This is a genomic window from Alkalihalobacterium alkalinitrilicum, assembly GCF_002019605.1.
Lineage (GTDB): Bacteria > Bacillota > Bacilli > Bacillales > Bacillaceae_F > Alkalihalobacterium > Alkalihalobacterium alkalinitrilicum.
The window spans coordinates 5,013,435-5,039,908 of sequence record NZ_KV917368.1; the positions used below are offsets into that span (position 1 = coordinate 5,013,435).

General features: G+C 33.6%; 25 protein-coding genes and 1 pseudogene. 14 read left to right on the plus strand and 12 right to left on the minus strand.

Features of this window, described 5'->3' with window-relative positions:
- Nucleotides 1-84: 84 nt before the first annotated feature.
- Complete coding sequence (locus BK574_RS24195) at nt 85-1,374, plus strand: glycosyltransferase family 2 protein (protein WP_078430409.1); 1,290 nt, start codon at nt 85-87, stop codon at nt 1,372-1,374.
- 31 nt (nt 1,375-1,405) lie between these two features.
- On the opposite strand, the gene BK574_RS24200 is transcribed toward BK574_RS24195, so the two are convergent.
- The 6 genes from BK574_RS24200 to BK574_RS24225 form a co-directional block, all read right to left on the minus strand.
- Nucleotides 1,406-2,383, minus strand: coding sequence for a CgeB family protein (locus BK574_RS24200; protein WP_078430410.1), 978 nt, complete (start codon nt 2,381-2,383; stop codon nt 1,406-1,408).
- A gap of 70 nt (nt 2,384-2,453) precedes the next feature.
- Nucleotides 2,454-2,939: a hypothetical protein gene (locus tag BK574_RS24205; protein WP_078430411.1), complete on the minus strand. Its 486-nt coding sequence runs from the start codon at nt 2,937-2,939 to the stop codon at nt 2,454-2,456.
- A gap of 106 nt (nt 2,940-3,045) precedes the next feature.
- A complete protein-coding gene (locus BK574_RS24210; RefSeq protein ID WP_078430412.1) occupies nt 3,046-4,017 on the minus strand; it encodes a BMQ_0737 family morphogenetic spore coat protein in 972 nt (323 codons plus the stop codon).
- A gap of 369 nt (nt 4,018-4,386) precedes the next feature.
- The gene (locus tag BK574_RS24215; RefSeq protein WP_078430413.1) at nt 4,387-5,115 is read right to left on the minus strand and encodes a BMQ_0737 family morphogenetic spore coat protein; all 729 of its coding nucleotides are present in this window, start codon (nt 5,113-5,115) and stop codon (nt 4,387-4,389) included.
- 201 nt (nt 5,116-5,316) lie between these two features.
- Complete coding sequence (locus BK574_RS24220; RefSeq protein ID WP_078430414.1) at nt 5,317-6,027, minus strand: BMQ_0737 family morphogenetic spore coat protein; 711 nt, start codon at nt 6,025-6,027, stop codon at nt 5,317-5,319.
- Nucleotides 6,028-6,328: 301 nt separating this feature from the next.
- Nucleotides 6,329-7,066 carry a BMQ_0737 family morphogenetic spore coat protein gene (locus BK574_RS24225; RefSeq protein ID WP_238458082.1) on the minus strand — a complete coding sequence of 246 codons (738 nt, stop codon included), beginning with the start codon at nt 7,064-7,066 and terminating at the stop codon, nt 6,329-6,331.
- A 247-nt stretch (nt 7,067-7,313) separates the two neighbouring features.
- Here BK574_RS24225 and BK574_RS24230 point away from each other — a divergent pair, with 247 nt between their 5' ends.
- Together BK574_RS24230 and BK574_RS24240 are read left to right on the plus strand one after the other, a co-directional pair.
- Nucleotides 7,314-9,896, plus strand: a complete 2,583-nt coding sequence (locus tag BK574_RS24230; RefSeq protein WP_078430416.1) for a hypothetical protein — start codon at nt 7,314-7,316, stop codon at nt 9,894-9,896.
- A 712-nt stretch (nt 9,897-10,608) separates the two neighbouring features.
- Nucleotides 10,609-11,403: a CsxC family protein gene (locus BK574_RS24240; protein WP_476559211.1), complete on the plus strand. Its 795-nt coding sequence runs from the start codon at nt 10,609-10,611 to the stop codon at nt 11,401-11,403.
- Between the two features lie 133 nt (nt 11,404-11,536).
- Here BK574_RS24240 and BK574_RS24245 read toward each other — a convergent pair whose 3' ends face one another.
- Nucleotides 11,537-11,839 (minus strand): hypothetical protein, encoded by a 303-nt coding sequence (locus BK574_RS24245; RefSeq protein WP_078430419.1) that lies wholly within the window; start codon nt 11,837-11,839, stop codon nt 11,537-11,539.
- Between the two features lie 195 nt (nt 11,840-12,034).
- Here BK574_RS24245 and cysQ point away from each other — a divergent pair, with 195 nt between their 5' ends.
- The 6 genes from cysQ to BK574_RS24270 all read left to right on the plus strand — a co-directional run bounded on the left by cysQ (nt 12,035) and on the right by BK574_RS24270 (nt 17,754).
- Nucleotides 12,035-12,847, plus strand: coding sequence for a 3'(2'),5'-bisphosphate nucleotidase CysQ (cysQ, locus tag BK574_RS24250; RefSeq protein ID WP_078430420.1), 813 nt, complete (start codon nt 12,035-12,037; stop codon nt 12,845-12,847).
- Between the two features lie 276 nt (nt 12,848-13,123).
- A complete protein-coding gene (gene galU, locus BK574_RS24255; RefSeq protein ID WP_078430421.1) occupies nt 13,124-13,948 on the plus strand; it encodes a UTP--glucose-1-phosphate uridylyltransferase GalU in 825 nt (274 codons plus the stop codon).
- Nucleotides 13,949-14,141: 193 nt separating this feature from the next.
- Nucleotides 14,142-14,306, plus strand: a complete 165-nt coding sequence (locus BK574_RS27750) for a hypothetical protein (protein WP_158211751.1) — start codon at nt 14,142-14,144, stop codon at nt 14,304-14,306.
- Between the two features lie 26 nt (nt 14,307-14,332).
- Complete coding sequence (locus tag BK574_RS24260) at nt 14,333-16,036, plus strand: glycosyltransferase family 4 protein (protein WP_078430422.1); 1,704 nt, start codon at nt 14,333-14,335, stop codon at nt 16,034-16,036.
- A gap of 187 nt (nt 16,037-16,223) precedes the next feature.
- Nucleotides 16,224-16,673, plus strand: coding sequence for a hypothetical protein (locus BK574_RS28015; protein ID WP_158211752.1), 450 nt, complete (start codon nt 16,224-16,226; stop codon nt 16,671-16,673).
- A gap of 271 nt (nt 16,674-16,944) precedes the next feature.
- A complete protein-coding gene (locus tag BK574_RS24270; RefSeq protein ID WP_158211753.1) occupies nt 16,945-17,754 on the plus strand; it encodes a beta-1,6-N-acetylglucosaminyltransferase in 810 nt (269 codons plus the stop codon).
- Between the two features lie 67 nt (nt 17,755-17,821).
- Here BK574_RS24270 and BK574_RS24275 read toward each other — a convergent pair whose 3' ends face one another.
- Nucleotides 17,822-20,113, minus strand: a complete 2,292-nt coding sequence (locus BK574_RS24275; RefSeq protein WP_078430424.1) for an ATP-dependent helicase — start codon at nt 20,111-20,113, stop codon at nt 17,822-17,824.
- Nucleotides 20,114-20,318: 205 nt separating this feature from the next.
- On the opposite strand from BK574_RS24275, the gene BK574_RS24280 reads away from it, so the two are divergent.
- The 3 genes and pseudogenes from BK574_RS24280 to BK574_RS24285 all read left to right on the plus strand — a co-directional run.
- Nucleotides 20,319-20,558 (plus strand): hypothetical protein, encoded by a 240-nt coding sequence (locus BK574_RS24280; RefSeq protein ID WP_078430425.1) that lies wholly within the window; start codon nt 20,319-20,321, stop codon nt 20,556-20,558.
- A gap of 143 nt (nt 20,559-20,701) precedes the next feature.
- Entirely contained in the window at nt 20,702-20,878 is a 177-nt protein-coding gene (locus tag BK574_RS27760; RefSeq protein ID WP_158211754.1) for a hypothetical protein, read from the plus strand.
- Nucleotides 20,879-21,085: 207 nt separating this feature from the next.
- A pseudogene (locus BK574_RS24285) lies at nt 21,086-21,345 on the plus strand (HNH endonuclease signature motif containing protein); the annotation flags it as partial.
- Here BK574_RS24285 and mscL read toward each other — a convergent pair.
- On the minus strand, nt 21,342-21,842 hold the full coding sequence (mscL, locus tag BK574_RS24290; RefSeq protein WP_142248102.1) for a large conductance mechanosensitive channel protein MscL: 501 nt from the start codon (nt 21,840-21,842) through the stop codon (nt 21,342-21,344). The pseudogene BK574_RS24285 and the gene mscL overlap by 4 nt on opposite strands.
- Before the next feature lie 176 nt (nt 21,843-22,018).
- Between mscL and BK574_RS24295 the strand changes: the two genes are divergently transcribed.
- Nucleotides 22,019-23,470 (plus strand): ATP-binding protein, encoded by a 1,452-nt coding sequence (locus BK574_RS24295; RefSeq protein ID WP_078430427.1) that lies wholly within the window; start codon nt 22,019-22,021, stop codon nt 23,468-23,470.
- A 75-nt stretch (nt 23,471-23,545) separates the two neighbouring features.
- Here BK574_RS24295 and BK574_RS24300 read toward each other — a convergent pair whose 3' ends face one another.
- From BK574_RS24300 to BK574_RS24310, 3 genes are read right to left on the minus strand one after another with little or no spacing between them, the layout of a single operon-like run.
- Nucleotides 23,546-23,968: a GNAT family N-acetyltransferase gene (locus BK574_RS24300; RefSeq protein ID WP_078430428.1), complete on the minus strand. Its 423-nt coding sequence runs from the start codon at nt 23,966-23,968 to the stop codon at nt 23,546-23,548.
- Nucleotides 23,969-23,970: 2 nt separating this feature from the next.
- Nucleotides 23,971-24,486 carry a YjcG family protein gene (locus tag BK574_RS24305; protein ID WP_078430429.1) on the minus strand — a complete coding sequence of 172 codons (516 nt, stop codon included), beginning with the start codon at nt 24,484-24,486 and terminating at the stop codon, nt 23,971-23,973.
- A gap of 27 nt (nt 24,487-24,513) precedes the next feature.
- The gene (locus BK574_RS24310; RefSeq protein WP_078430430.1) at nt 24,514-25,239 is read right to left on the minus strand and encodes an alpha/beta hydrolase; all 726 of its coding nucleotides are present in this window, start codon (nt 25,237-25,239) and stop codon (nt 24,514-24,516) included.
- Between the two features lie 196 nt (nt 25,240-25,435).
- Here BK574_RS24310 and BK574_RS24315 point away from each other — a divergent pair, with 196 nt between their 5' ends.
- Entirely contained in the window at nt 25,436-26,302 is an 867-nt protein-coding gene (locus BK574_RS24315; RefSeq protein ID WP_078430431.1) for an exostosin domain-containing protein, read from the plus strand.
- Nucleotides 26,303-26,474: the final 172 nt, after the last annotated feature.

Here is a 26,474-nt window from a genome sequence, read left to right on the forward strand (position 1 = left end):
TTAGTTACTGACTTATGAAAATTGCATAGCTTATTAGAAACAATACCTTAAAAATTTTATAATTTGGGAAGAAGGAGGAATGGTATGAATCCAAAAGTCTCTATAATTTTAACTTGTTATAATAAACCAGAAACAGTTAGGAAGTCAATCGAGAGCGTTTTAAATCAGACGCTAAAAGAATGGGAACTATTTATCATGAATGATGCTTCAAATGAACACACTACAAATATTATTAAATCCTATATTAGTGATATAAGAATTCATTACTTTAATAGCCATATCAATAATGAAAATAGGCATAAAACAACACGCTATGCTACATTAATTAATCAGGCTATTCCATTATCCAAAGGAAAATACATTTCCTACTTAACCGATGATAATGAATACTTGCCTGAGCGTTTGGAGATAATGTCAAATTATTTAGATGATCATCCAAATGTTCATATTGTTTATTCCAAGCAAATTTTTCGTAGGTTAGATGAAAGTTTTAGTATCAGCTCCCAAACCATAAGAGATACCAGAGGTGTATTGAAAAAAGCTTCGAATATTGTTGATCATTGTTCGGTCATGCACACACGTGAAGCGATTGAAAGAGTAAAGAGAAAGTACAATAATTATTGGGATGACCATCCAGATCATTGGCATAATGCTGATGCTGTTGCTTGGGAAAGGTTAAATGAATTTTACCCTTTTCATCCAATAGAAAAAGCACTGGATATTAATAATAAAACACCGTATTCTTTTCAAATATTAAATCGATATTTACCAGACACTATTCCTGAGGGGACCTTAATTAAAGGGCTTTCACCAGACATTTATGTAATTGAGAGTAAAGCAAGAAGAAAAATTTCTCCACAATTATTCAGTCAGTTAAAATACAACAAACAAAAAATTGTAAATATCCCAGACCCATTTTTATTTAAATATCCTCTAGGACCACCCGTTGACGATAAAATTTTTTATAATGGTAAATTACCTAATAACCTCCTCGTAAAGGATAGATCACACAACATTTATTTTATACAAAAAAACAAAAAAAGGTTAATAAGACCAATGGCAATGAGAAGATATAATTTTAGATATAATGATATTATTGTTTTAGACAAAAAAAATCTACAAAGAATACCAAACGGACCACCACTTGAATCAAAAATAACGAGGAATACGATCTTACCAGATGGTATATTGTTTACATGTACTGGAAAGTATTATATATGTGAAAATAATAGTTTATCTCCTATTGATTATAAGTATTTAAATAAGTTATGTTTTTCAACTAGAGAAAGTGTTCAGTTAAGTCCTTGGGAGCTAAATTACTTTAATAAGGGCCGTCCAATATCATGGAGCTTTTTAAATAAGAAGAAAAAATGAAATGGAAGCTTAAAAATCCATTTCATTTTTTTTATAGAGAATTTCCTATTATATTTAACATCTTATTTAATCGGTAAGCAAATGTATGATTCTTTAAAACTCTTTTTCTCGCATTTACTCCGATTCCTTTTCTTTCTTTCTCGTGTTTAAGATAATAGTTAATTTTTTGAAGTAAATCATTTATTGATGTAAAAGAAACGATCTCTTTATTATCTATGAAATATTTAACGAGGTCTGGTTTGAGTTCAGTTAATTGAAAAGCCCCACAACTTGCAATTTCAAATGTTCGATTGTTAATACTCTGATTTATAACGCCTTTTGTATTCCGATTATATTTAAAATCATATGGACGGTATGTGTTTAAAACTATTTTACTTTGATTGTAAAAGCTTGCTACTCTTTGTGGTTCAACCCATGTTTCTATGATTTGATAATTATTCGTAGATTTATATTTAGCTAGTAAAGAATTCCATGTGCTTCCAACGGTTAAGATCGAGTATGGGGTATGATCAAGTAGAAATTGTACAATTTTAATACGGTCAGGATACGGAAAACCAACTAAACAAATATCATATTTTTCATTATTTTTAATAATAGACCCGGGAGAAAAGATTGATGGATTTACGCCGAGTGCTAGATGATGAACATTTTTATGTCCTTCCTTTTTATAAATGTCGACACAGGCAGACTCAATGGTGAAAATATAATCATAATGATGGATAATCTTAAGTGTTTTATCAGTATAATACGGGTCTTCTGTTAACCAAATAGCAATAGGGATTTTTAGTTGCTTTACTAAAATGAGTACAGGAGGTGGCATTTTAAATCCAGCCATTGTAAGGATAAGATCGGGTTTAAATGAGGATACAGTGGCTTTTAACTTATTAATATTTTCCTTTATTGTAAAAGTTTTAATTTGATGTTTTAACTTTATTAGTTCTTTTATTATTGAATCATCGAAGTAATCATAAACTCGTTTATATCCAGAGGGAATATAAATGATTCTCATTAAGTCACTCCTTAAAATGTGTATATATGTAAAAAGGGGGTAAGTATCCCCTCCCTTATCAATACCAATATTAAAAATTAACAATTATTTTATTTAAAGCGGGAACTCCTTGTTGAAGTTCTTTAAAATAAACAAAACCTTCCACAATTACAGAGTTTTTTTCTTCAGGTTTAGAAAGATTGATGTCGAAGTTTGAAAAAAAGAGTTTTTCCCCTGGACTTAGTTCCTTACTTTCGACTGGCTTTAACCAGTATTCTCCATTCTCCTTCAAATTGTCCTTCCGCTCTTGGCTAATGAACTGCCACTCCTCTGAATTTGAGGCATCTACAATCATTTCATTACGTGGGGCTGCTTCTATTTTTCCTCCTAATTTTCCTGATGAAATTGGATTAACCCTTAAACAAATGATCGGTGTGTGTAACATTTCTTCTCCCGTATTTTCTATAATAAAACTCCCCATAATAAGAACTTCCCTTTCTTCCTCATCCAGTTCGGGTAAGATGACAGAGTAATTAAAAAATCCTTGTGCATTCATTTTCTTTTGTTCTTCCGTCATATTTTTCCCTCCTTAAAAATAGGTTCCTCACTCATATGTATGTAGAAGGTAACGACAATATTTTATTGTGAAGGAAAAAAGAAAAGACAGCAAAGAATGCTGCCGATTAAGTGCACGAAATTCTAAGTGTCACATTTCTTGTCTGTCCTGTTTGATCATTTCTCACTGTAACTACCGCTGTTGTAGTACCAGCTGCTATACAATGTACACGAATCCCTCTTTCACCACTAATTGTTTCTAATGTTACATTTGCAATCCCAGTTGGGGTTATTGAAATGACTTGAGTAACAGATTGATTTGGACCAAAACTTACAAATTGAGGTTTACATACTTTTCCTGAAATATCGCGAATATCACTTATTGGAAAGAAGCATTGCTGTGGAATTTGTGGTGCAGGACAGTCAAATGGGATTTCTTGACGTGGTTGACAGAAATCTGCAGTGATTTGTAACTTTACTTGAGCTTCCATTTGAATGTTTTGACACATGTTAATATGAACAACAAGTTGACTGAATGTATCATCTTCACGACAACAAAGAACAGCTTCACATTGGAAATGTGAAATTTCGCATTGTAATTTCGTACCTGGTGGAGCACATAGGAAGAATTTTTCAACTGTTGCAAACGACTGGGGAGCAGATGTACAAATAATTTCATTTCCATTAGATACTCGGATGACAAAAAAACCTTTCTTTAATACTTTGACTTTTTGTAAAGTAGTACTTTCACCATCCAAGTTGACGCTAACACTTTCACGATTTCTAGGATCCGTTATTTCTTTACAAATGATTCCACCGGGTGCTTCTGGATCGACAGGGTGACCAAAAGCATCAGTAATAATACAATCAACGTTCAGATGATCACAATTAACCCCGAGGTTGTTATGACCATTAGCTCCATTCAATATAAAACATGGATCAGCTTCAGGTGTAAAGCCGTTATTACACTCAAATTCAAGATCAGCTAATCCTTGTGATCCCGAGAACGTTTTTTTTATATCTGCTTGCCTAGTAATCCAATCATAAACTTTTGGAACCCGGATACAGAGTGCTTCTTGTATTGGACTGATTTTGTTCATACTATTTTCATCCTTTCCGCTTTGGACTACTTCATAATATGTATTTGCCTTAATTAATGGATAAGTCAATAGTTTAGATTGAGGTCATTTTTATTAAAATGATTAATTAATCTAGATTAATAGGTGATATAAAAATTAGTGAATTAATTGTCAGTATGATGAAGTTCAAGTGAATGGCTCATATAAAAAGTATGAGAATAAATTCTAAAAATCCGCGAAAGCCTTGGTCATTTGCCATGTACTATTTTAAATTTTTGAATATACATAAAGTAGAGAAGGTGAAAAAGTAGGTCTTTAACAAATATGAATTCATATAAATAATTGTAAAAAAAAAGAGGAGGATTTCTCCTCCATAAAGAACAATAACACTTAATAATCGTCAGGAACAGGAAAGATTTCCGGACATTGTGGCGGAAAGCTAAGTGGTGGGCAAGTAAAAGGTACCTCAGGACGAGGTTGACAGAAATCAGCACAAATTTCCAATTTTACAATAGCTTCCATTTGAATATTTTGGCACATGTTAATGGAAACATCAATTTGTTGAAAAACTGGATCCCCTTCTTCATCTTCTTTACAAATTAAATTAACATCACACTCAAAATCGGTAATTTCACATTGTAAATATGTTCCTTCAGGAGCACACAGGAAAAACTTTTCAGCGACGGCAAAATGTTGAGGGTCAGATGTGCATACAATCGTTCCAGCAGCATTTTTTATCTGTACAATATAATATCCTTTTTTCAAAACTTTTACTCTTTGTAGAGTTATGATTTCTCCATTATGAAGAGTAAGTTCAACAACTTGACGGCCATGGTGTTGTGGAATTTCTTTACAAAGGATAGCACCTGGGGTTAAGGGATTAACTGGGTTACCTTCTGAATCTGTTAAAATACATTCAATAGTTAAGGCACCCATATCAGCTAGTGCCGCACAAGGGTCTACACAATCATGTCCGTTACAACTAAAATTTAATTTTTTTAAGGCTTCAGGACCTGTGAATGATTGAAGCGGAACATCAACTTGCCTAGTTACCCAGTCATACACTTTAGGCACTTTGATACAGAGAGTTTCTTTTCCTCCCTTAATAGACTTATTCATTACGATCCATCCTTTCATAGTGGTTAGGTAAAATGTCTAATTTATACTATGAACTGAAGCACAATATGTGCCAGTCTTTTTTCTCTTTAAATGAAACCATGACTTTGATCGCACCTGGAGTCAAAAGTTTAAGCAAATAAACCCTCAATAAAGTTTCACCTGAAAACAAAAAAGAGGGTGGCGGCCCTCTTTTTTGCTACATTAAGATGGAAAGATTTCTGGACATTGTGGTGGAACGTGAAGTGGAGGACATTCAAATGGTAACTCTTGACGAGGTTGGCAGAATCCTGCTGTAATCTCTAATTTTACAAGAGCTTCCATTTGTACGTTTTGGCACATATTAATTGAAACATCAATTTGCTGAAATTCAGGATCTCCATTTTCATCTTCTCCACAAATTAAATGAGCATCGCACTCAAAGTCAGTAATTTCGCATTGCAAATGTGTACCTTCAGGAGCACATAGGAAAAACTTTTCTGCAACTGCAAAATGTTGAGGCTTAGAAGTGTAGACGTGAGTTCCAGCTGCATTGGCTACTTGCACGACGAAATATCCTTTTTTCAATACTTTTACTTTTTGTAATGTAACAACTTCTCCATCGGGAAGTGTAATTTCTACTTCATGTCGACCGTGTGTTTGAGGAATTTCAGTACATAAGATAGAACCATGCTCTAACGGATCAACAGGGTTACCTAATGAATCTGTAAGGATACATTTAATTGACAATGCCCCCATATTAGCTAGGTCTAAACAAGGATCTGAACAGTTTCCATTAAAGTTTAACTGCTTCAATCCTTTCTCACCAGTAAAAGCTTGAAGTGGTACATCTACTTGTCGAGTTACCCAGTCATATACTTTAGGAACTTTAATACAAAGCGTTTCTTGACGCCCTTCAATTGATTTAATTTCCATAATTTATTTATTTCTCCTTTCGAGCGTTGTGATAGGGTTTCTTCCCACTTTTATACTATGTAAATGCCCTGATTTGGTGATGACCTTTTTTAAGAAAAATAGATTGTAGTCGCTTACTATCCAGTTTCAAAATTCAGTGGTACTTTTCTTCAGTAGGTTTTTTTCATTCCTACTTATTTTTATTTCAATCCCAAATTAGTATGGGTGTTAATACAAAAACTATATTAAAATTGAATGAAAAAGCTGTTGACCGAGGGAGGTCAACAGCTTAGAAATGAGAAGTGCCCTTGTTTTAGTAAAATTATGAACCAGGGAAGACTTCAGGGCATTGAGGTGGAACTTGAAGTGGAGGGCACTCAAATGGTATTTCTTGACGAGGTTGACAGAAATCAGCCGTGATTTCAAGCTTTACAATGGCTTCCATTTGAATGTTTTGACACATATTGATAGATACATCAACTTGTTCAAATGTTCCATCATCTCTACAACAAAGGACAGCCTCACATTGGAAGTCTGTAATATGACATTGTAGTGTAGTCCCTCTTGGTGCACAGAGGTAGAATTTTTCCACTGTTGCAAATGACTGCGGGGCAGAAATACAAACTACACCATTTCCATTTGATACTTGGATCCTAAAAAATCCTTTCTTTAATACTTTCACTTTTTGAAGTGTAACAGTTTCCCCATTCAGTGTGAATTCAAAACTTTCACGGTTTCTTGGATCTGTTATCTCTTTACAAATAATTCCATTATCTGCTTCTGGGTCAACAGGATTTCCAAAAGCATCAGTAATAATACATTCAACGTTGAGGTTATCACAATTGATACCAAGGGTGCTATTGCCATTACCGCCATTCAAAATCAAACATGGGTCAGCCTCAGGAGTAAATCCATTCGTACATTCAAAATCGAGCTCATCTAAACCAGTTTGTCTATTAAAGGTTCTAAAGATATCAGCTTGTCGAGTTACCCAATCATAAACTTTAGGAACTTTAATACAAAGTGTTTCTTGACAACCGCCAATTGGACTAATCTTCAATTCAATCATCCTTTCAAAGGGTTTAATAGGTTTATACCACACTGTATAGTATGTTAGCCCGAATGTTTGGTTTGGGTACATGCACAAGTTAAATGATATTAATCTAATTTTTTTTGAGTTATAAAGAAACAATTAAGCATTTGCCCATATACATAGTACAGATGGATAATATTTGCCTATAAAAATCATTTGTTTTGTTCACTTTTGATAAACGGATATTCAGTTTTATTTGAAAGGAGAGATTGTTTTGAGCCGTCAAACAAAAAGTGAGTTCAATAACATTCAACAAAAGCAAATGTTATTGCACTTAAAGTCAGAATTGGCACGCTACCAAATTAACGAGGAAAGGTATGAACGTTTGGTTGAAAAGCTTAAAAAGGAAAAGATTGAATTACAGCATGCATTTAAAGAAAAGATCTCTCAATTAAACGAAACTACAGAGGAAAATCGGGAGTTTTATAGTGAGAAATTAGCCCTGTTATCCCGACTTGAGGATATAGGTAAAGTAAAGGTAGATCTAGAGCAAACTGTTTGTGATTATGAAGAAGAAAAAATTCAAATGAAAGAACAGATTGAAGAACTCCAAGCTATAATTAACCAAGGTCAGCAACCTTTATTAGAGGAGATAGTCCTTCTAAAAAATGAAAAAAAAGAACTGCAATTAGCTTTAGATGAGCAAACTAATGCGTTAAATAATATTGAGCATTTGAAAAATGATTATATACAGGAAAAAGAGGCACTTATTAATGAAAATGAAGTGGTTATTCAACAACTAGAAAGTTTAGAAGAAAAACAACAATTCTATGACGAGGAAATATCTAAGTATATAGAAGTAAACAAGCAGCTTCGGGATGAAATTACACTTCTTAAAGAAAAAATTGACGTTGACCAACTCACTGTTATTGAGGAATTAGAGGAAGTTACGAAGGAGAAGCAACAAATCCAGCAGGAACTTAAGGAGAAAATAACTGAGCAAATAAAGTTAGATGAGGAATTACAAAGTTATTATTTAGAAAAAGAAAATTATGATCAACAATTCCAACATTTGAACGATGAAATTAAAAACTCCCAGGCCATCATTGAAGAAAAGGACAAAACCATTCAAACGTTAAACGAAGCAACAGACCAGAAACAAGTAGAGCTAATTCATCAATTAGAACAAGCAAACAATCAACTCCAAGACCAAGAAACAATGATTAATGATTTACATCAAGAAATACAAGATATTAACGAAGAGTTAGCACATTTTAAAGCTGAAAAATTGACCTATGAAGAACAAGTAACAAACTATGAAACATTAATTAACGAACTGGAAGAAGAAGTTAATCTTTATAAAGAAAAAACAGATGAGGACCAATTGAAATTAATTCAGGAACTAGAAGAAGCTTCAAATCGTTACGCTAAGTTACAACAAGAGTTAGAGGAGAAAATTTCTGAATTTACTCAATTAGAAGAAGAAAATCAGCGTATTAAACAACATCAAGAAAATGCCATTCAACAAATAGAAAGTGAGAGGTCTGAAAAAGAGGTATTAAAAAATCAAATTATTGATCTTCAGGAGAAAGTAGAAGAGTTTGAGGGGAAAATTAAAGAAAATCAACAAGGTTTTAATGAGAAGGTTGAATTACTCAAGAAAGAAAAAGAACAATTACAATATGATTATGAGCAGCAATTAGAAAGTATAACAAAACTTAATGAAGTTACGAATCAATACTCTATGGAACAAGAACAGCTACTTGAACAAATAAAACAGTTAGAAGAGGATAATGTTACATTAGATCTTAAGTTGAGAAATTATAAAGAAGCCCAGCCAGAAGTCAAAGAAATTAAACAAGAGCTTGCACAAAAAGCAACTGAACTTGCAGAACAAATTAGTCATTTGAAAACTTTACAAGATCATTATCGAGAAAGTACTAATGAGAACGAAAGATTAGTACGAGATAATGAAGCGTTAAACAGTCAACTTCAGCGTCTTGATCAACAAAATAATAGTATTCATGAACATGTTAAGTACTACGAAAGCTTGAATAAAGAAATGAAGCAAGAAATTACAAATCTAACAAAGGAAATTAGTGAAATTCAAGCAGACTTAAAAGTAAAAACAAAAGAAAATAATCGCTTAGATAACGAATTAGAAAAGCAAATATCTGCATTTAATCAAGTAAAGCAACAGCAAAAAGACTCTATTCAAGAATATGAAAGTATCATTAAGGCAAATAAGGCCTTTCAAGCTGAAGTAAAGCAAATTCAAGCAAATAATAAATCGCTGGAAAGTAAACTTTATAAGTTGGATGAGGAAAAAAGGAAAAATGATTTGCAAATTAAAGAGTATAAGGATGCTTTAAACCAAGCAGAGAAAAGTTTGAAAGAATTGAAAAAGGAACATCAAAAATTAGAGCATCAATTAGAAAAACAAACAGCTGAATTAATTCGTACCAAAGAACAAAGAAATGAATACTTGGAAGATAAAAAACTTTTAGTTAACCTTCTTCAAAACTCAAATGCTAATTTCAAAATGGAAACGAAAGCTCAGTCAAATACTATTAATCAACAAGCAAATCAGCAATCAAAAGTGTCTAATGAAGAGATGGTAGCAAGACAATTTGATGATTCAGTAAATAACTCATGGTTTTTACGTAACTTAAGAGACCAAAGTTCAATTAAAAATAAAGTGAATCCAAAACCGTTACCAACTTATAATCGAACGACAGTCGATTCCTTTTTATCATTTAATAATAATAAACGCTCACAACAACAAAAACCCGCTAATCAACCCGCTACTGAACACCAAGTAAATCATACTGAGAGTCAGGATGAACAACAAGAATAAGAACAGTATTTACTATATGAAAAAACAAGTCTATGAACAAATAGTTGAATACTGTAAAGAAGAGGCGCCAATTGAGGCATGCGGGTTAATTTCTGGTGTAGGTAATAAAATTAAAGTTAGAATTAATATAATTTGAAGTTTTTCTGTTGGTACATGTAAAGAGGAGAGGTAAAAGAAATAAGTATAGGTGTATTTTTAAGCGAGGTAGCACATGAGCTACCTCTTTTTTTGAAGGGGAACTGATGCGGAATCACCTTTTATGGAGAATGCATACAATAATATAGAAATGTTTAATGTTGTCTAAAACCTAAATGAGGAGGGATCTATTTGAACCCGAATAAAAAAAGACTAATTCCTGGGTCATACCACACTAGTGGTCATGTTCATATGAGCCATTCAAAAGGAAATAAAAGTCATTCACCATATAATATCTATTCCTCTACTAATAAACAAATTCGACCTAAAAGCGGCGGATGTGGTTGTGGGAATAAAGCTCAAAGAACTTAATACTACATCACGAGTGTCTGTTTCCTCATAATTGCATGATATAGATTAACACTATATCGTGGTTGAGGTATCAGGCACTTTGATTTTTAAGCTTGTTTTTTTACATATATATCCAATCTATGGCTAGAAGATAGATCTATTTATAAGTTTATAACTAAATAAGGGTATATGCCTCATTTTAGGTGAAGATAGTGAATTTGGACTCTTGTCCTGTTACAAACAAACACCCCTTTGCATTTTATATATTGTACAATCAAAAATAATAGAAAGGTGGATAAGTATGAGCTACTCAAAAGGTAAGTTCAAAAAAACTCATAAAGCAAGCAGCTGCAAAACAGCAGATGAAGCTAAAACACTAAATTGTGAAAGTTTTCCATTCGAAAATGGAACACAAGGATATGCTAAAGTACCGATTGTCATTGCAGAAGAGTGGGTTCAAGTAGATATTGAATCTGTTGAGAGACTTCCTAAAGCAGCTAGAGAAATTAAACGTATTCGCAAAAATGTTCACTTAACACAGTGTAAACTGGTCCAATCTCAATTTGCTCAACCTTATAACAATAACAATAACGATAACACATTTTCACCAGGTGTTTTAAAACTCTTTTTAGCAGGTTTTGTAAGAAAGAATATTGAATATGTTCCAAGTTGTTCTGGAGCTGTAGAACACCATACAGTTGATGTGCCGTTTCACTGTGTCGTTAGATTAGAAGATGCTGGTGCTTTCATTGATGATCAGCAATTAAGTGTTAAAAATGGAGTTCATGAACTTGTATTTAATGACAAAAAAGGCATGGGTATGGATCCAAAAGTACAAGGGTTCGCAACATATGAATTTTTCAATAATATGCCGTTCTGCCAGTTAGAGTTTGCAGGAGTTACTGAACTTGATATTGCTGAAGATTGGAAACCAGGCTGTAACGTATTTAGAACAGTTCGAGAGAAAATGATTGTTGAGATGCACTTAAAAGTTTTACAAGTTCAACAAGTTCCCCTTTAATGGAACCTGATTTATAAATGAGGATGTTGACTTAAGGGTCAACATCCTTTACAAGATTATAAATTTCTAAAGTATGACGTGTTAATTGAAATACAAAAAAGTTTTTGGATCATTATCGATGATTAATATTGATTTATCTTTTTTGGGTAGTTGTAAATATTTTAATTGTATTCGTGTCATTTAAATCTTTATATATTTGTTTTTTATCTTGTATACTTCCTATTACAGATTGCTTTTCATGGAAGTCATCCATGTTTACCTTGTTTTTCTTTACTAAAAACCCGTTAATTAGATCATGAATGTCTTTTGCGAAATTTTTAATTTCTTGTTTTTCTTTTTTAGATAGTTGACTTTTTGGACTAATGTCATTTTGTTTTAATACAGTTGAAACAAACATCTCCACTAATTTTTTATTAGAGAGATTATTAGGTTTCATAATTATTCCTCCTTTCCAAAAAAATTAAAGAAGCTTACTATACGGTATGCATGACTAGGTATTTAGTGTAGGCTATAAACTAGATTTGAACTCATGCTAAAGTTAGACCTATTAGGGCAACTTTTTTGTGTGGAGAATCAAAATACATAGGCATACTTGTTTTCGCTAAATTAACTAAAAGCAGGAGGTTTAAACATGGTTGGTAATATTAAACTACATGAAATTATTAATATAGCAATAAAAGCAGGAAATCGTATTTTAGAAATCTATCAAACGGTAGACTTTGAAGTTCAAACAAAACAGGACGACTCTCCTTTAACAATAGCAGATAAAAAATCAAATGAAGTGATTACGAAAGAGCTAACTACGCTTTATCCAGAAATCCCAATATTAAGTGAAGAGGGAATACACCTTTCCTATGAAGAAAGAAAAATGTGGGAGTATTTATGGTTAGTTGATCCTTTAGATGGAACAAAAGAATTTATTAAAAAAAATGGTGAGTTCACTGTAAATATTGCATTAATTGAAAAGGAAAAACCTGTGCTTGGGGTGATTTACGCTCCAGTTTTAGATACTGTTTATTTTTCAAAAGAAGGTGTAGGATCGTTTAAATTAGAAAAGGTTTCGGAATATTTGAAAACAGGTCGTGATCTAATTGAATTGGCTAATAGGTTACCTTTAAACGTAGAAAAAGAGAACACTAAAGTGATTGCAAGTCGATCACATATGTCCAAAGAGACAAAAGAATATGTCAATGTACTAAAGAAAAAAGTAGGGGAAGTAGATATTATCTCGATTGGAAGTTCATTAAAGCTCTGCAAGGTGGCTGAGGGAGAAGCGGATATTTATCCAAGGTTTGCTCCAACGATGGAATGGGATACAGCAGCTGGGCAAGCCATTGTTGAACATTCAGGTGGGAAGGTTATTCATACTGATAGTGAAGAGTCACTTCGCTATAATAAAGAGAATTTGTTTAATCCGTGGTTTATTGCAAAAATGAACGCTTGAATGGTTAAAGAGGATTTAGAAGGGGGGCCTTGTAAATAAGGTGCTCCTTTTTGCGTACGATGGGTTATCGCATCTTGTGTAGTCAAAACTACACAAATAAATGGTTAAGGTTGGAATAGTTACCTCGTTAAAAACAGACAAACAAAACTAGCCATTTTATGGATGCTTATTAAAACTGAGAAGGTTGTGACTTCTGCCCTTTTTTATAGTACAACTTCCTTTTCAGACTTGGACGAATATCTTAGTAAGAGGAACAAGTTTTAAAGGGGGAGCGATATGAAAATAAAAAAAGCCATTATTCCTGCTGCAGGATATGGAACGAGAAGTCTCCCGATAACTAAAGTTCTTCCAAAAGAAATGTTTCCTATCAATGGAAAGCCAGCTATTCATTATGTCGTTGAAGAAGCTGTAGCCTCAGGAATTGAGGAAATACTAATTGTCGTCTCGAGAAATAAAAATATGATTATTGATTATTTTGATAGATCACTTGAATTGGAAACATTTTTAGCGGAAACGAATAAACACCACTTGTTAGAAAAGTTATCGGTTCCAGAAGCACATATACAATTTGTACGTCAGCCGTATGCAAAGGGATTAGGTGATGCGTTGGAATTGGGAAAACCCTTTATCAATGAGGAGCCTTTTGCGGTTCTTCTTCCAGATGATCTGTTTATTGAAAAAGAACAGAGTTTAAAGCAATTAATTAAAGTTTATGAGAAGTTTAATAGTAATGTAATTGGAGTTCAAAAAGTAAAAAAAGAGTTGCTAAAAAATTATGGAGTCATTAAGGAAAAAAACATTTCAACTCGATTACATGAAGTTGTGGGTATTGTTGAAAAACCTCAAACTGCACCACCTTCCAACCTAGCTGTTGTAGGTCGGTATGTTTTACATCCCGATATTTTTTCGTTTCTAATGAAAACGAAACCAGGAGTTGGTGGTGAAATTCAATTAACTGATGCTTTAAAAGAGATGTTAAAAGAAAGAAACTGCTATGGGTATGAGGTTTCGGGAGAACGTTATGATATTGGCTCACATAAAGACTATTATAAATTATTAAAGAAGATGAATAATGATAAAGATTACTTGGATGAACTATAAAATTAGATATTAAAAGGCTATCAACTATACCTAATTTATTTCAGAGAATACGATAACTACTAGCTAGGTAGTAGTTATCGTATTCTTTTTTGCACTTTAAGAAGTTTTACTTTTTTGGATTAAAGTATAGAAAAGACATCGATTTTCGTCCATTACTGGCGATAAATTTTGTTTTTCTAATTGGAGGGAAATAATGAAAGAAAAACTAATCACCCCTTGGGATGTGAGTGGAAAGCTACAGGAGTTATATGTTCCTTCTAATATAGAAGAGATGGCTCAAAAAGTTATCGCATCAAGATTTTGGATAGACGAATTGTTAATACGGACCAAACAAAAGGTCCTGCGATTGAGGAATTAGTTAAAAGTTGGAAAGGGGAAATGATAATGAAAGTTCTAATGATCTGTACTGAGAAACTTCCTGTCCCCCCCATTAGAGGTGGCGCGATACAAACGTATATAGAAGGTGTTTCTTCATCGTTATCAAAACAATACGAATTAACTATTTTAGGTAAGGACGATCCAGATCTTCCAAATGAAGAAAAAATCCGAAATATATCGTATGTACGTATCCCAGGTGGTTTATTTGAAATTTATGAGAGGGGGGTTATTGAGTATTTAAAAGAGAATACATTCGATATTATTCACATTTTTAATCGACCTCGACTAGTTAAAAGTGTAAGAGCTGTGGCACCTATGTCTAGACTCGTTTTAAGTATGCATAACGATATGTTTAAACCTGAAAAAATTGATCAAGAAGAAGCAACAATTGCGATAGAACAACTAGATAAAATTATTACCGTTAGTGATTATATCGGTCAAACGATCGCTGAGCCTTTTCCTCAAGCAAAACCAAAACTAAAAACGATCTATTCTGGTGTTGACATCGATCGCTTCGCACATCCGCATTCTGAACAAGCTCGCAAAATGCGTAATAAAATAAGACAAGAACATAATCTTCAAAATAAAAAAGTCATATTATTTACTGGAAGACTTTCTGCAAATAAAGGAGCAGATATTTTAGTTAAAGCAATGCCAAAGCTAGCGAAAAAGCATCCTGATGCTGCTTTAGTTATTGTCGGTAGTAAGTGGTTTAGCCAAAATGATGTGACGGATTATGTAGCATATGTTCGGGCACTAGCTGATAGATTACCTATTCCTGTCATAACGACGGGTTTCGTTTCACCAGACGAAATCCAAAATTGGTTTGCTGCTGCTGATATCTTTGTTTGTCCTTCGCAATGGCAAGAGCCGCTAGCTCGTGTACACTATGAAGCGATGGCTTCGGGGCGCCCGATTGTAACCACTGCAAGGGGAGGGAATCCTGAAGTAATTGTGGAAAATGAAAATGGAATCGTTATTAAAAATCCAGAAGATCCCCAAGAGTTTGCGGATCGGTTATCATATTTACTTTCAAGCCCTACTTTAGCAAAGAAAATGGGAGAGTACGGGCGGAGCCTTGCAGAAAGTAAGTATACGTGGAAACGTGTAGCTGATGATATTTTATCGGTATGGAATGAAATCGAATATAAGATTAAGAACAATCTTACAGTTACGAGTGAGGAAGTCAAGGAGGAAACGGTTTTCGCAGAAGTCTTAAACGAACCGTCAGTCGAAGATGTGGTGCTAGGTACTGAAGAAGCAATGGAAACAGACGACATATTCATACCAGATGTGGAAACTGTAGAAGAAGAAGTACTAATAACAGAAGTAGTGTCAGAACGTGTAGTAGAAGACACAAGTGATGACAAAGTAGAGGAAGCAAAAGTCACAAGACCGTTAACGAAAAAAGAAAAAATAAGAGCGATTTTATTTAACGAACTTACAAAAAGTAATCCTTTTATGGAGTCATTACTGGCAGATGCAGAGGATAAAGTGGAAGATGATAACGAGAACGAACTACAACAAACCGTAAAAAGTATGTTAGAAGGAATAGAAAAGCAGCTATTAGCGAAACGAGAAGAAGAAGCAAAGCCAAAAGAAGAACCAAGGCATGTAGTTGAAACCGTTAATGATATTGCGACAGCCAAGCTATTTTCAAATGTAAAGCAGTTTAGTAGAAGCCGAAAAAAACGTAGGAAAAATGCTTAATACAACAAATCTTATAGGTTGTTTGAAGCTGACTCAGAGAGTTAGCTTCATCAAGTTTATATTTAAGTGCTCTTTAATAGATAAAAAAATATAAATCATCTAATCAAATACCTATACCAATATTAATTCCTAACATACTTTATATAAGTGTTAAAAATATTAATGAATACATCTAGGGAGGATAAATATGAAAAGTGAACTTCATGAATTAACGATCGAACTTGAACTTCAAGACGAAACTTTTTATGAATTAGAATTTGATGGTGAAGTAGGGGAGTTAACCATTCATAAAAAATCAAGTGATGGTGAAGAAGTGGTTGACAATGCAAGTGTTGTAAATGCTAATTTTATGGATGATTTATCGATTTCATCTGATATGACAGAAGAGCAATTAATCGAAAAAATTCTTAAGGCATTAGGCAATGATTCTTTCATTGAACTAGATGTAGAAATCACATTTGTAGATGGTACCGAAGTGGAATTTAAAATCGAAAATGATGGCGACGAAGATGAAGAAGATGACGAAGATGATGACGATGATGATGACGAAGATGAAGATGAAGATGATGATGATGATGATGACGAAGACGAAGACGAAGACGAAGATGAAGACGACAATGATGAAGACGAAGACTAAGTAAATTGTTCGGGGGACTCAATAGCAACACACCATACACTTAACGATATTTAGTATATATATTGAGGAGCTTTACACTTATGAGTCCTGAGTCCTCCAATTTTTTTGAAAGGGTCAACAACTGTTAATGCTCGTTGTATTGTGACTAGGAAGGTTATGAAACTTAAAAATGTTCAATCCTATTTCCTCTAATAAAAACTCCTTTATTACTAACAAAATTACTCAAGAAGTATATAAAATAAGTAGTGTATACTGCTATGAGGTAGATCGAATGAATATTGCCTATTTAATATTAGCTCATAAAAACCCCCATCAACTTGAAAGGTTAATTAAAGCCATTTATAACGATAAAGATTATTTTATTATTCATTACGATGGACGTTCGAATGAAACGGAGTACAAAGATATACAAAAAACATTTGCTACTTCAGAAAATGTTTACTTTCCAAAAAGGCATAAATGTTATTGGGGACATTTTAGTATAGTAGAAGCGACATTAGAGTGTATTAAATTCTTGAATAATAACCAGATCACATATGATTATGCAATCCTATTAAGTGGACAGGATTATCCAATAAAAAGCCCTGAGACCATACGAAAATTTTTAATAAAAAATAATGGCTATGAATTTATACATTACGAGAAACTGCCTAATAACAATTGGAAGAATGGTGGAATGAATCGACTAAATTATCCGTATTTTTTGGGGGAATATATGCTTACTTTCGATGGAGTATACGGCGGATCCCAATGGTGGTGTTTATCAAAAAAATGCCTTGAATATATTTTGTCATTTATTAATACCAATCCTCACTATATATCTTTTTTTAAAAATGAAGTGTATAAGTTTTCAGATGAAATGTTTTTTCAAACGATTATTATGAATTCTTCCTTTAAAGAAAAAGTAATTTGTAATGACTTAAAATATATTGACTGGTCGAAAAGAACAAGACCTGCGATATTAACTTTTAAGGATTTCAAAAAATTAATATACTCTAATAAATTATTTGCTCGAAAGTTTGATTTTCAAAAAAGTGCTATATTGTTAAACATGCTGGATAAATATCTAAAAACAAGATAATCATCGGTGCGGTGTCAGGCACCTTTAGTCTAATATGTCTAATAAAGGTACCTGGCACCATTTCTGTTTATCTTAAAAACCGTGACCGAACCGCTTTTTTACCGCGGCGCATGGATGGTACCGATATATAAAGTGCTTCTTTGGCACGGGTCATTGCTACATACATCAGCCTTCGTTCTTCTTCAATCGGTTCATCGTCACCATCACGCCATGCATCAAGAGCGTAGTCGTGTGGAATTCCACCATCGACTACGCCAATAACATAAACGTGGTTAAATTCAAGGCCTTTAGAGCGGTGGATCGTCATTAATTGGATTGCTTCTCCTGTTACCCTATTCTTATTTGCAACAATTTCTTTATGTTTGTGAATGATATGGTCAACATAATCAAGAAATTCGATAACGGACGTATGTGATTGAGCAGCAACTCGTAAATCTCTAACGTCATCAGACCCTTTATCCATCGTATTTCCTTCATTCCCTTGCTTTTTCAAGTAATCAGTTAAACCCATCTCTTTTTCAATGAAGTCGATGGCTTCTACTGGTTTTAATGTGGCTATTTTCGTAAACAAGGGGACAATCGTCTTTAGTTTTTTTAACTGGAAAGGTGCAAGCTTTGTTAATTTAGTCAAAGCTTCTACTAATGAACAATCTTCAATAATACTTAGTGCCTTTAAATCCCGTAGCACCTCTTGTTTTAAAAATAATGCTCCGATAAGGTCACCCATCGCTTCGGTATCATTTGGATTTATCGATAATTTCATATACGCTAAAATCTTTTTAACGGTCTTTCGTTGATAAAATGAATCGCCTTCTTGTTCAACGATGAAAGGCAAGCTCGTATGAACGAGACGTTCAAACAAGGCACGGGTCGAAACATTCGTACGATAAAGAATTGCAAAATCAGAAGGTTTGGCGCCTTGGGAAATTCTTTTTTTCATATCTTCGACAATCATCGTAGCTTCAAGTTCTTCATCATACGGGAAAAAAATGAGTGGCATGAAGGAACTGTTTGTTAAGGCTGAGAGCTTTTTGTCGTAACGGTGCTTGTTCTTTGATATAACATGGCTTGCCGCACTGACGATCGAATGAACCGAACGATAATTTTTGGCAAGGATAACGGTTTTTGTTGTAGCGAAATCCGTCTTGAAATTTAAAATATACTCTGGGTTACTTCCTCTAAACGAGTAGATCGATTGATCGTCATCACCAACAACACATAAATTATTTTGAGGCTCAGCCAACATTCTAACCATTTTATATTGAACAAGGTTAATGTCTTGAAATTCATCTACAGAAATATAGGAAAACCGCTCTTGATACTTTTCTAGTAAACTACTGTTCTCGGCTAGAAACTGATAACAGCCGATCAACATATCATCAAAATCAAATAATTGTTCGTTTGCTTTGATTGACTCATATTGCTTGTATATATGTAATGTTCGTTCTTCAAACAGATCTTTCGGTATGACTTTTTCAGGAACTATTAAATTATTTTTCCACCAGCCGATTTGAGTAAGTGCCTGATCGTAAGCGAACTCTTTTTCCTCAAGTCCTAAATCTCTGCCTATTTGTTTGGCGATTTTTTCCTTTTGCCATTCCCATTTGAGTAATCGTTCTTGATGCCACCGATTTGGATCATGGTGCAAAAGTATTTTGTAAAAGATACTGTGGAAAGTTCCTACTAAAAGCTGTCTTGTGTCCTTTGGATGAAGGTTTGGATATTGTAACATCCGTTCTTTCATTTCTCGTGCTGCCTTAGCAGTAAATGTAACTAACAGTAAGCGGTTAGCTGGTATCTGTTTTTCGGTCATCATATAAGCAGCCCGTGCTGTTAGCACTCTTGTTTTTCCACTTCCAGCACCAGCTAATATCAATAAAGGACCATCGGTAGATTTGACGGCTTCCCATTGATAATGATCGAGCATAAAACCTCGCTTAGCTAATTTATCATAATAAGGATCAGAAATGATTTGTTGATCATCTCGTTGTTCCTCAAAAGATGAAATACGGCAAACGATTTCTGGTTTTTTCCATTGTATTTTAGATCGTGAGTTAGTAGCAACATTAGTAATTGAGCGCCTTTCAGGTAGCCGAAATCCAACCGTTGTTTTATTTACTACCGATTTCATTTGGTCCTCATGTTCTAAAAGAGACTGAACCGCTTTTTGACAAACGGTATCATCATGAGGGTGAACAAAAAGAGGAGGTTGTTCGATACTAACTGAAAAGGCTATGATTTCTCGACAGTGTGCACAAGTGACTTTTCCGCGTTTACTATCTCGGTAAAGCTGTTGGTACTGACTAGGTTCGACTTTTGTTAATTGAACAAGACGTTCATTCCAATATGCGACTTCCACTTCCACTTCCTCCTTAAAATGAACGGGCAATAACTAAAGTAGCATTGTAGCACAAATCGACATAAAGGAAAACTACAAACAATAAACAAGAAACAGTAAAAACTAAGAGAAAAATATAAAGAAAAGAGGAATAGTTTAGGTAAGTATCGAATAAAACATAAAGTTAAGAATATTCTGTTTATTTAATAAAAGGGGGAAGGAACATATGGGATATGTACCTCCACATCATAATATTGTGGCTGTTCATTACGGAAGTCGAATGCAAGTGAAACAAGCTTCGATCAGAAGAAAAGAACGTGTACAAAAAATTCAATTACCTGACCTCTTAGAACAATACGAAAAAGAAGAACGTCTTGAAGGAAAAAATGGTGTCTTATATCGCAAACGAAAACGTATAGAAAGTGACCTACTTCAAAAAGGAAGTTTTTTCGATCAGCAGGCCTAATTCAGGTCTGTTTTTGTTAATGGTGAGTTCTTTAGTTATCTGACTAAAACATCGCAATAAGAATTCCATAAAATAGTTTCCTACATTTTTCATTTAATGAAGACTGTTGGAAACACTAAAGGAATAAAGGAGGTAGGAAGTGGATGATTTCTTTCCTAATTCTTGGAATTATTGTTACAATAGGAGCAGGAATATTTTTTTATTTAGGACTGACGATCGAAAGTCAATTTTTATTTGGACCCTTTATCGGCCTAGTTGTTGGAATTAATTTTGTTTTTATGGGGATCATTCGAATGTATCAAATAAAAAGAGGGCATTGAAGATGGAACTTAAACAAATAGAGGATCAAAATTATTTCCCGAGAAAAGTAGACACCATTAGCTCAGCTTATCGCTGATTTTTGTCGGTTTCAGTGGGTTAAAATAGAAAATCTGACATCATGAGAATTATATAGGACGACGGTTTATTCATATGTTCAACTAACATTCAGTGGGGATGAGGACCCCCCCACTGAATGAAGTTTCACTTTATGTGAGCGAGAAGCGGTTGAACGCACAGTCCATCATTTAATTCCAAAAGAAGAAGGTGGAGTGAACTTGCCGACCGTTTTACTATGTCTTCCTTGTCATCAGCAAATTCACGCTTTGTATACGAATCAAGAGTTAGCAATCAGGTTAAATACAGTTGAAAAATTAAAGGATGATGAAGACTTAAAAAGTATTTAAAATATATTAAAAATCAACCTGCTACCAAGTCAGTACCCGTTCGTAAAACGAAAAGACGTTAACCCGTTCTTTTTTTTATCGTAATTTTTGTTGCTTTTTTCTGACGATCTTTTTCTTCAGTTTCAATAAGCGCTGAAGTGCAATTCGGACATCTTGTTGCTTTAAAAGGGATATTCGAGTAACAATAAGAGCACATTTTTTGTTTCATATGTTCTAGTGGATCACCTTCAGGACGTCTTAGTCGATTTACTTGGCGAACAAATAAAAATAGAACAAATGCAACAATGAAAAAATGAATGGCATGATTAAAAAAAATGCCATAGTTTAGCGTCGGTACACCTGCATCTCTAGCTTCGGCTAACGTACTGTATTCGCTAGATGAAAGGTTAATATAAAGGTTAGAAAAATCAACTTTACCAATGAATAACCCGAATGGCGGCATTAAGATGTCATCAACAAACGATTGGACAATTGTAGCAAACGTGGTGCCAATAATTACACCTACGCTCATATCTATCACATTGCCACGCATCGCAAACTCTTTAAATTCAGTGAAAATTTTCATTTATTGATCCCACCTTTAGATGGTTGTCTTTAAGATGTTATGCATATTCTTCTATAAGAATGACGTCTTCTTGCCTTAGGTTAATTAAAATTCAAGAAAAGTAGGTATAATAAGACTTCGCCAATTTGCTCTTAATGAAGGGTTAAAAAGATAAATAAAGGGGAGACTTTATGGGAAATTCATGGAGCTATGAATCTATGCTACTAAAAAATTCAGAATATACAAATAAGTATAAGTGGTTAATCGATAACTCTCTAGATATGATATCTATTCATACATCTGATGGTAGATATCGCTATGTTTCACCCTCATTTACTGAAACTCTAGGTTATACGAGTATTGATTTGCTACATAAATTTCCTATTGATTTTATTCATGAAGACGAACTAGAAGTCGCTATGAAAAATCATGAACAATTATTATTAGGAAAGGAAACGATTGAAACGACGTTTAGACATCAGCGAAAACATGGCGAGTATATTTGGTTAGAAGCTAAAATTAAAGCTATTCGAAATGATGAAGGAGAAGTTTTAGAGATATTGGCTTTTACAAGGGTAATAGAAGATAAAGTGAGATATGAACATCAACTATTAGAAGCTAAGCAGGAACTTCATAATATTATTTCAAATCAACAAGGGCTAATTTTTAAGATCTTAAGAAAAGAAAGCGCATACATTTATTCTGTATTTGCTGGTGAATTAGTTCAGTTAATAGGGAGAAAGCCTGAGGATATAGTTGGAAAATCGCCATATGAAATATTTACAAAAGAAATGGCGGATTATTTAGTAAATCAATATGATTTATCGTGGGGAAATAAAGAGAAAGTAACTTTTGAGTATACCACAAATAACAATTACAATTTATTAGTAAAAATTAAGCCAATTGTTAAACACGGGGAAGTGACTGAATTAATAGGTTCATGTGTAGATATTACGACATTAAAAGAAGCGGAACAACAACTTATTCAATCCGAAAAACTCTCTGTTATGGGTGAGTTATCAGCAGGTATTGCCCATGAGATAAGAAATCCATTAACTGCTATCAAAGGATTCTTACAAATTATGAAAATGGAACAGCACAACAAATACATTGACATTATGGAATCTGAAGTAAACCGAATAGAGTTAATCACAAGTGAATTTATGGTGTTGTCAAAACCGAGTGTGGAAAAGTATAAAAAACTTCAAATTTATTCCGTTATCGATGATGTGTTATTTTTGGTCGAAGCGGAAGCTTTTAAGAAAAGAATTACGATTGAACGGACGATTACTGAAGAGTTATTCATAGAAGGTGAAGAATACCAAATTAAACAGGTCCTCCTCAACATGATGAAAAATGCAATTGAGTCGATGAGTCAAGCAGGGGTTATTCATGTTACCGCGTTCCAAGAAAACGATAAAGTATGTATCAGCATAACGGATCAAGGGTGTGGCATACAAGAAGAAAAAACGGTTCATTTAGGAAAACCTTTTTATACGACTAAAGAAAAGGGAAATGGCCTTGGATTAATGATTTGTTACAAAATCGTTAAAGAACATGGAGGTACAATTAGCGTCGATAGTAAGCTAAATGAAGGTACGACGTTTACGATAGAACTCCCGATAGTTCACAATGGTTCATAATGCATAATATAAAGTAGAAAGCGCAGCTGCTCTTAGCGAGATCAGCAGCTGCGCTTTGGTTGGTTATAAGAATATTTACTCTGCTTTTGTCATCGTAACATGGGGTATTCCAGCATCAAGAAACTCACCAGAAACAGTTTCGTATCCGAGTGATTTATAAAATGGTTCGGCTTGGATTTGTGCATTTAGTTTAAATTTTGTCAGTCCTTCGCTTTGACCGACACTTTCAATTTTATCCATTAATAGTTTACCGATCCTTTTTTTTCGATATTCATTTAAAATGCATATACGCTCTACTTTGCCGTAACCATCGACAACTCTTAATCTTCCAGCACCAATAGGCTTACTATCGTCGTACACTACAAAGTGTATAGCGTCTTCTTCAAATTGATCGATTTCTTCTTCTTCAGGTACTTTTTGTTCCTCCACAAATACTGTAGTTCGTACAGAGTACGCGTCTTTTAATTGTTCTTTGTTTTCAACGACAGTAACTTTCAAATTTAACAATCCTTTCCTAAATGAAATGTTTCATGTACAGACCAAGATCCATTTTCTAATTGGTATAGAAGCTGTATTCGGTCAATGGTTTCTTCATAATTAACCGTATACATTTTTAATTGTCCTAGTACATCAAAATGCTCTTGATTCGTTAAATCTTGCCCAATCGTGACGTGAGGAGTATATTTCTGAGATTGTTCCTCATGAAGAATATCTTGATGTAATAATTGATGCAGCTTTTCTAATGACGAATTTGAACGGATTTTAAAGAAGATCTTATTCGTGTTTGGATAGAACGAGTCAATTTTATAAATATGAATGGTAAAAGGCGAAATCGATGTAGTCACAGTTCGAATATAGTTTGTTATAAGCTGGAGTTTTTCTCCTTCGATCTCAAATGGATTTTTTAGCGTTATATGTGGAGGGATTAATGAATAATGCGAGTCATATCGCTTTCGATACGAATTTGCTTCGTCTTGTAAGGCCTTAGATGGAAATATTGCAATCCCATATTTCATAAAAATCATCCTCCTATACAATCCACTTTATTTTGTTAACATATAATGCAGTGCACTTTTAATATCTGGTTGCCAAAAGGTCCAGCGATGGTCCCCTTCAAATTCATGATAATGATACGTCATTCCCCTATTTTCTATTAACTGGTTCAAGTCCCGGTTAGGCGTTAGAAAGTCTTTTCGTACACCGTTCGTTGTCTCTACATTCGTTTCTTCATTTCCTATTACATGATAAATCTTAAGGTGTTGATTGTCGAATGTAGACATCTGATCGAGAATGCTTTGATTGATGTATGGAGACTGCAATATGACTTGACCAAATGTGTTTGGATAATGCATGGCTGCTAATAAAGAAACCGTTCCTCCTAATGAATCGCCAATAAGTGTTCGTCCTGCTGCGAGGGAAAACGTTTGAAAATGGTCTTCTGCATATGGCACAAGTTCTTCAGCGAGGAAGCGAAGATACGAATTAAAGAGTTGACCTTTTGGATGATACATTTCCCTACGATTTTTCACATTATCATAAGGAATACCAATAATGATAACGTCCTCAATTTCATTATTTGAAATCATTTCTTCGGCTTGCCGAGCTATTCGACCAAGCTGAAAGTAATCTCTTCCATCTTGAGCAATGAGCAAATGATAACTGTATAAAGGGGAGTAATTTGGTGGTAAGTAAATAAGGATGGGCATTTCTTTCTTTAAATATTTGCTGTATATTTGTTCTTCTCTAATTGTTCCATATAGTCGCTTCATTTCATTACAACCTTTCAAATTGTCCAGAATTTCAACCATGATGATTTTATTATTTTAACATATATGCAGAAAATACAGTTTCAAAACGAACTTTTAAAAAGATAGAAGGAACAAGTTTCATGTATACCTAATAATACATATTAATGTTTTATGTTAATGTCAAGGTACTTACGTGTTTTATAGGGAGTGAAAAAAATTGACTAAAATATATATATTACCTGTTCCAGATAGGCTGCAGCCATTACGAAAAGCAACCCAAAGATACCCATTTCATAATAAGGATTATCATATCGAAGAAGATTTTTTAAATTACTTAAATAAGGAAAGAGATTTACTTGTGTTTGATCCAAAGGAAGCAGATTGGCATTACCTACCTATATTTTGGACTAGATGGGTAAGTTATGGCCTAAAAAGAGATAGATTAAAAAAGTTAAAACATGATATAGATAATATTATTATTGATGATAAAAAGACATTCACGATTTGTCACCACAAAGATGCGCCATTCATATCTCTTGATAAAACATTGATATTCTCAACAACTCGAAAGCACAATTCAATTGATGTTCCACTTCTTTCAAGTCCTCATCGCCTTCCTAATTCAGTTCCGCGAAAAAAATATCTCGCATCTTTCGTAGGTTCTCTTAGAACACACCGAATTAGAATGGATATGTTTATGAAACTCAAACATCGTAAAGATATATTTTTGTATAATGGTAATAAAGGAGATACTTTCTTTGTTAATAAGTTGTTAGAATCTTATATATCGCTTTGTCCTAGAGGGTTAGGGGTGAATTCTTACCGATTTTTTGAATCAATGCAATTGGGTGTGGTCCCATTGATTATTGGAGATATCGATACAAGACCATTTAAAAAGTACATTGATTGGGATCGAGTTAGCTATTATATTTGTACAGTTAGTAATATTAATGAGCTGATGGATAATTTAGATAAAAAAGAGTTAATAAAGATGGGCCATGAAGCTTCAATTCTTTGGAAAGAAAAATTACAATATCAAAAATGGTGTAGATATGTCATTCACGAATTAAATGAATTGAAATAAGTTATATAACTTCTAAATATATACAGTTATACTAAAAGGTAATGTAATGAAAACGGACTCGGTAAGAAGGAGTCTGTTTTTAATTATATGAAAATTCTAAAATAGGTAAACTTCTTTGAAGATTTTAGTTAAAATAATAGTAAGGACAATTAATGAATTTGCGAAAGTATTG

Excerpts from the sequence above, each read along its gene's own strand:
- BK574_RS24215 (WP_078430413.1), bottom strand. The coding sequence starts at position 5,115 with ATGAATAAGTCTATTAAGGGAGGAAAAGAAACTCTCTGTATCAAAGTG.
- BK574_RS24260 (WP_078430422.1), top strand. The coding sequence starts at position 14,333 with ATGAAAGTTCTAATGATCTGTACTGAGAAACTTCCTGTCCCCCCCATT.
- BK574_RS27750 (WP_158211751.1), top strand. The coding sequence starts at position 14,142 with ATGAAAGAAAAACTAATCACCCCTTGGGATGTGAGTGGAAAGCTACAG.
- BK574_RS28015 (WP_158211752.1), top strand. The coding sequence starts at position 16,224 with ATGAAAAGTGAACTTCATGAATTAACGATCGAACTTGAACTTCAAGAC.
- galU (WP_078430421.1), top strand. The coding sequence starts at position 13,124 with ATGAAAATAAAAAAAGCCATTATTCCTGCTGCAGGATATGGAACGAGA.
- BK574_RS24295 (WP_078430427.1), top strand. The coding sequence starts at position 22,019 with ATGGGAAATTCATGGAGCTATGAATCTATGCTACTAAAAAATTCAGAA.
- BK574_RS24245 (WP_078430419.1), bottom strand. The coding sequence starts at position 11,839 with ATGAAACCTAATAATCTCTCTAATAAAAAATTAGTGGAGATGTTTGTT.
- cysQ (WP_078430420.1), top strand. The coding sequence starts at position 12,035 with ATGGTTGGTAATATTAAACTACATGAAATTATTAATATAGCAATAAAA.
- BK574_RS24200 (WP_078430410.1), bottom strand. The coding sequence starts at position 2,383 with ATGAGAATCATTTATATTCCCTCTGGATATAAACGAGTTTATGATTAC.
- BK574_RS27760 (WP_158211754.1), top strand. The coding sequence starts at position 20,702 with ATGATTTCTTTCCTAATTCTTGGAATTATTGTTACAATAGGAGCAGGA.
- BK574_RS24280 (WP_078430425.1), top strand. The coding sequence starts at position 20,319 with ATGGGATATGTACCTCCACATCATAATATTGTGGCTGTTCATTACGGA.
- BK574_RS24195 (WP_078430409.1), top strand. The coding sequence starts at position 85 with ATGAATCCAAAAGTCTCTATAATTTTAACTTGTTATAATAAACCAGAA.
- BK574_RS24220 (WP_078430414.1), bottom strand. The coding sequence starts at position 6,027 with ATGGAAATTAAATCAATTGAAGGGCGTCAAGAAACGCTTTGTATTAAA.
- BK574_RS24310 (WP_078430430.1), bottom strand. The coding sequence starts at position 25,239 with ATGAAGCGACTATATGGAACAATTAGAGAAGAACAAATATACAGCAAA.
- BK574_RS24210 (WP_078430412.1), bottom strand. The coding sequence starts at position 4,017 with ATGAACAAAATCAGTCCAATACAAGAAGCACTCTGTATCCGGGTTCCA.
- BK574_RS24205 (WP_078430411.1), bottom strand. The coding sequence starts at position 2,939 with ATGACGGAAGAACAAAAGAAAATGAATGCACAAGGATTTTTTAATTAC.
- BK574_RS24305 (WP_078430429.1), bottom strand. The coding sequence starts at position 24,486 with ATGAAATATGGGATTGCAATATTTCCATCTAAGGCCTTACAAGACGAA.
- BK574_RS24270 (WP_158211753.1), top strand. The coding sequence starts at position 16,945 with ATGAATATTGCCTATTTAATATTAGCTCATAAAAACCCCCATCAACTT.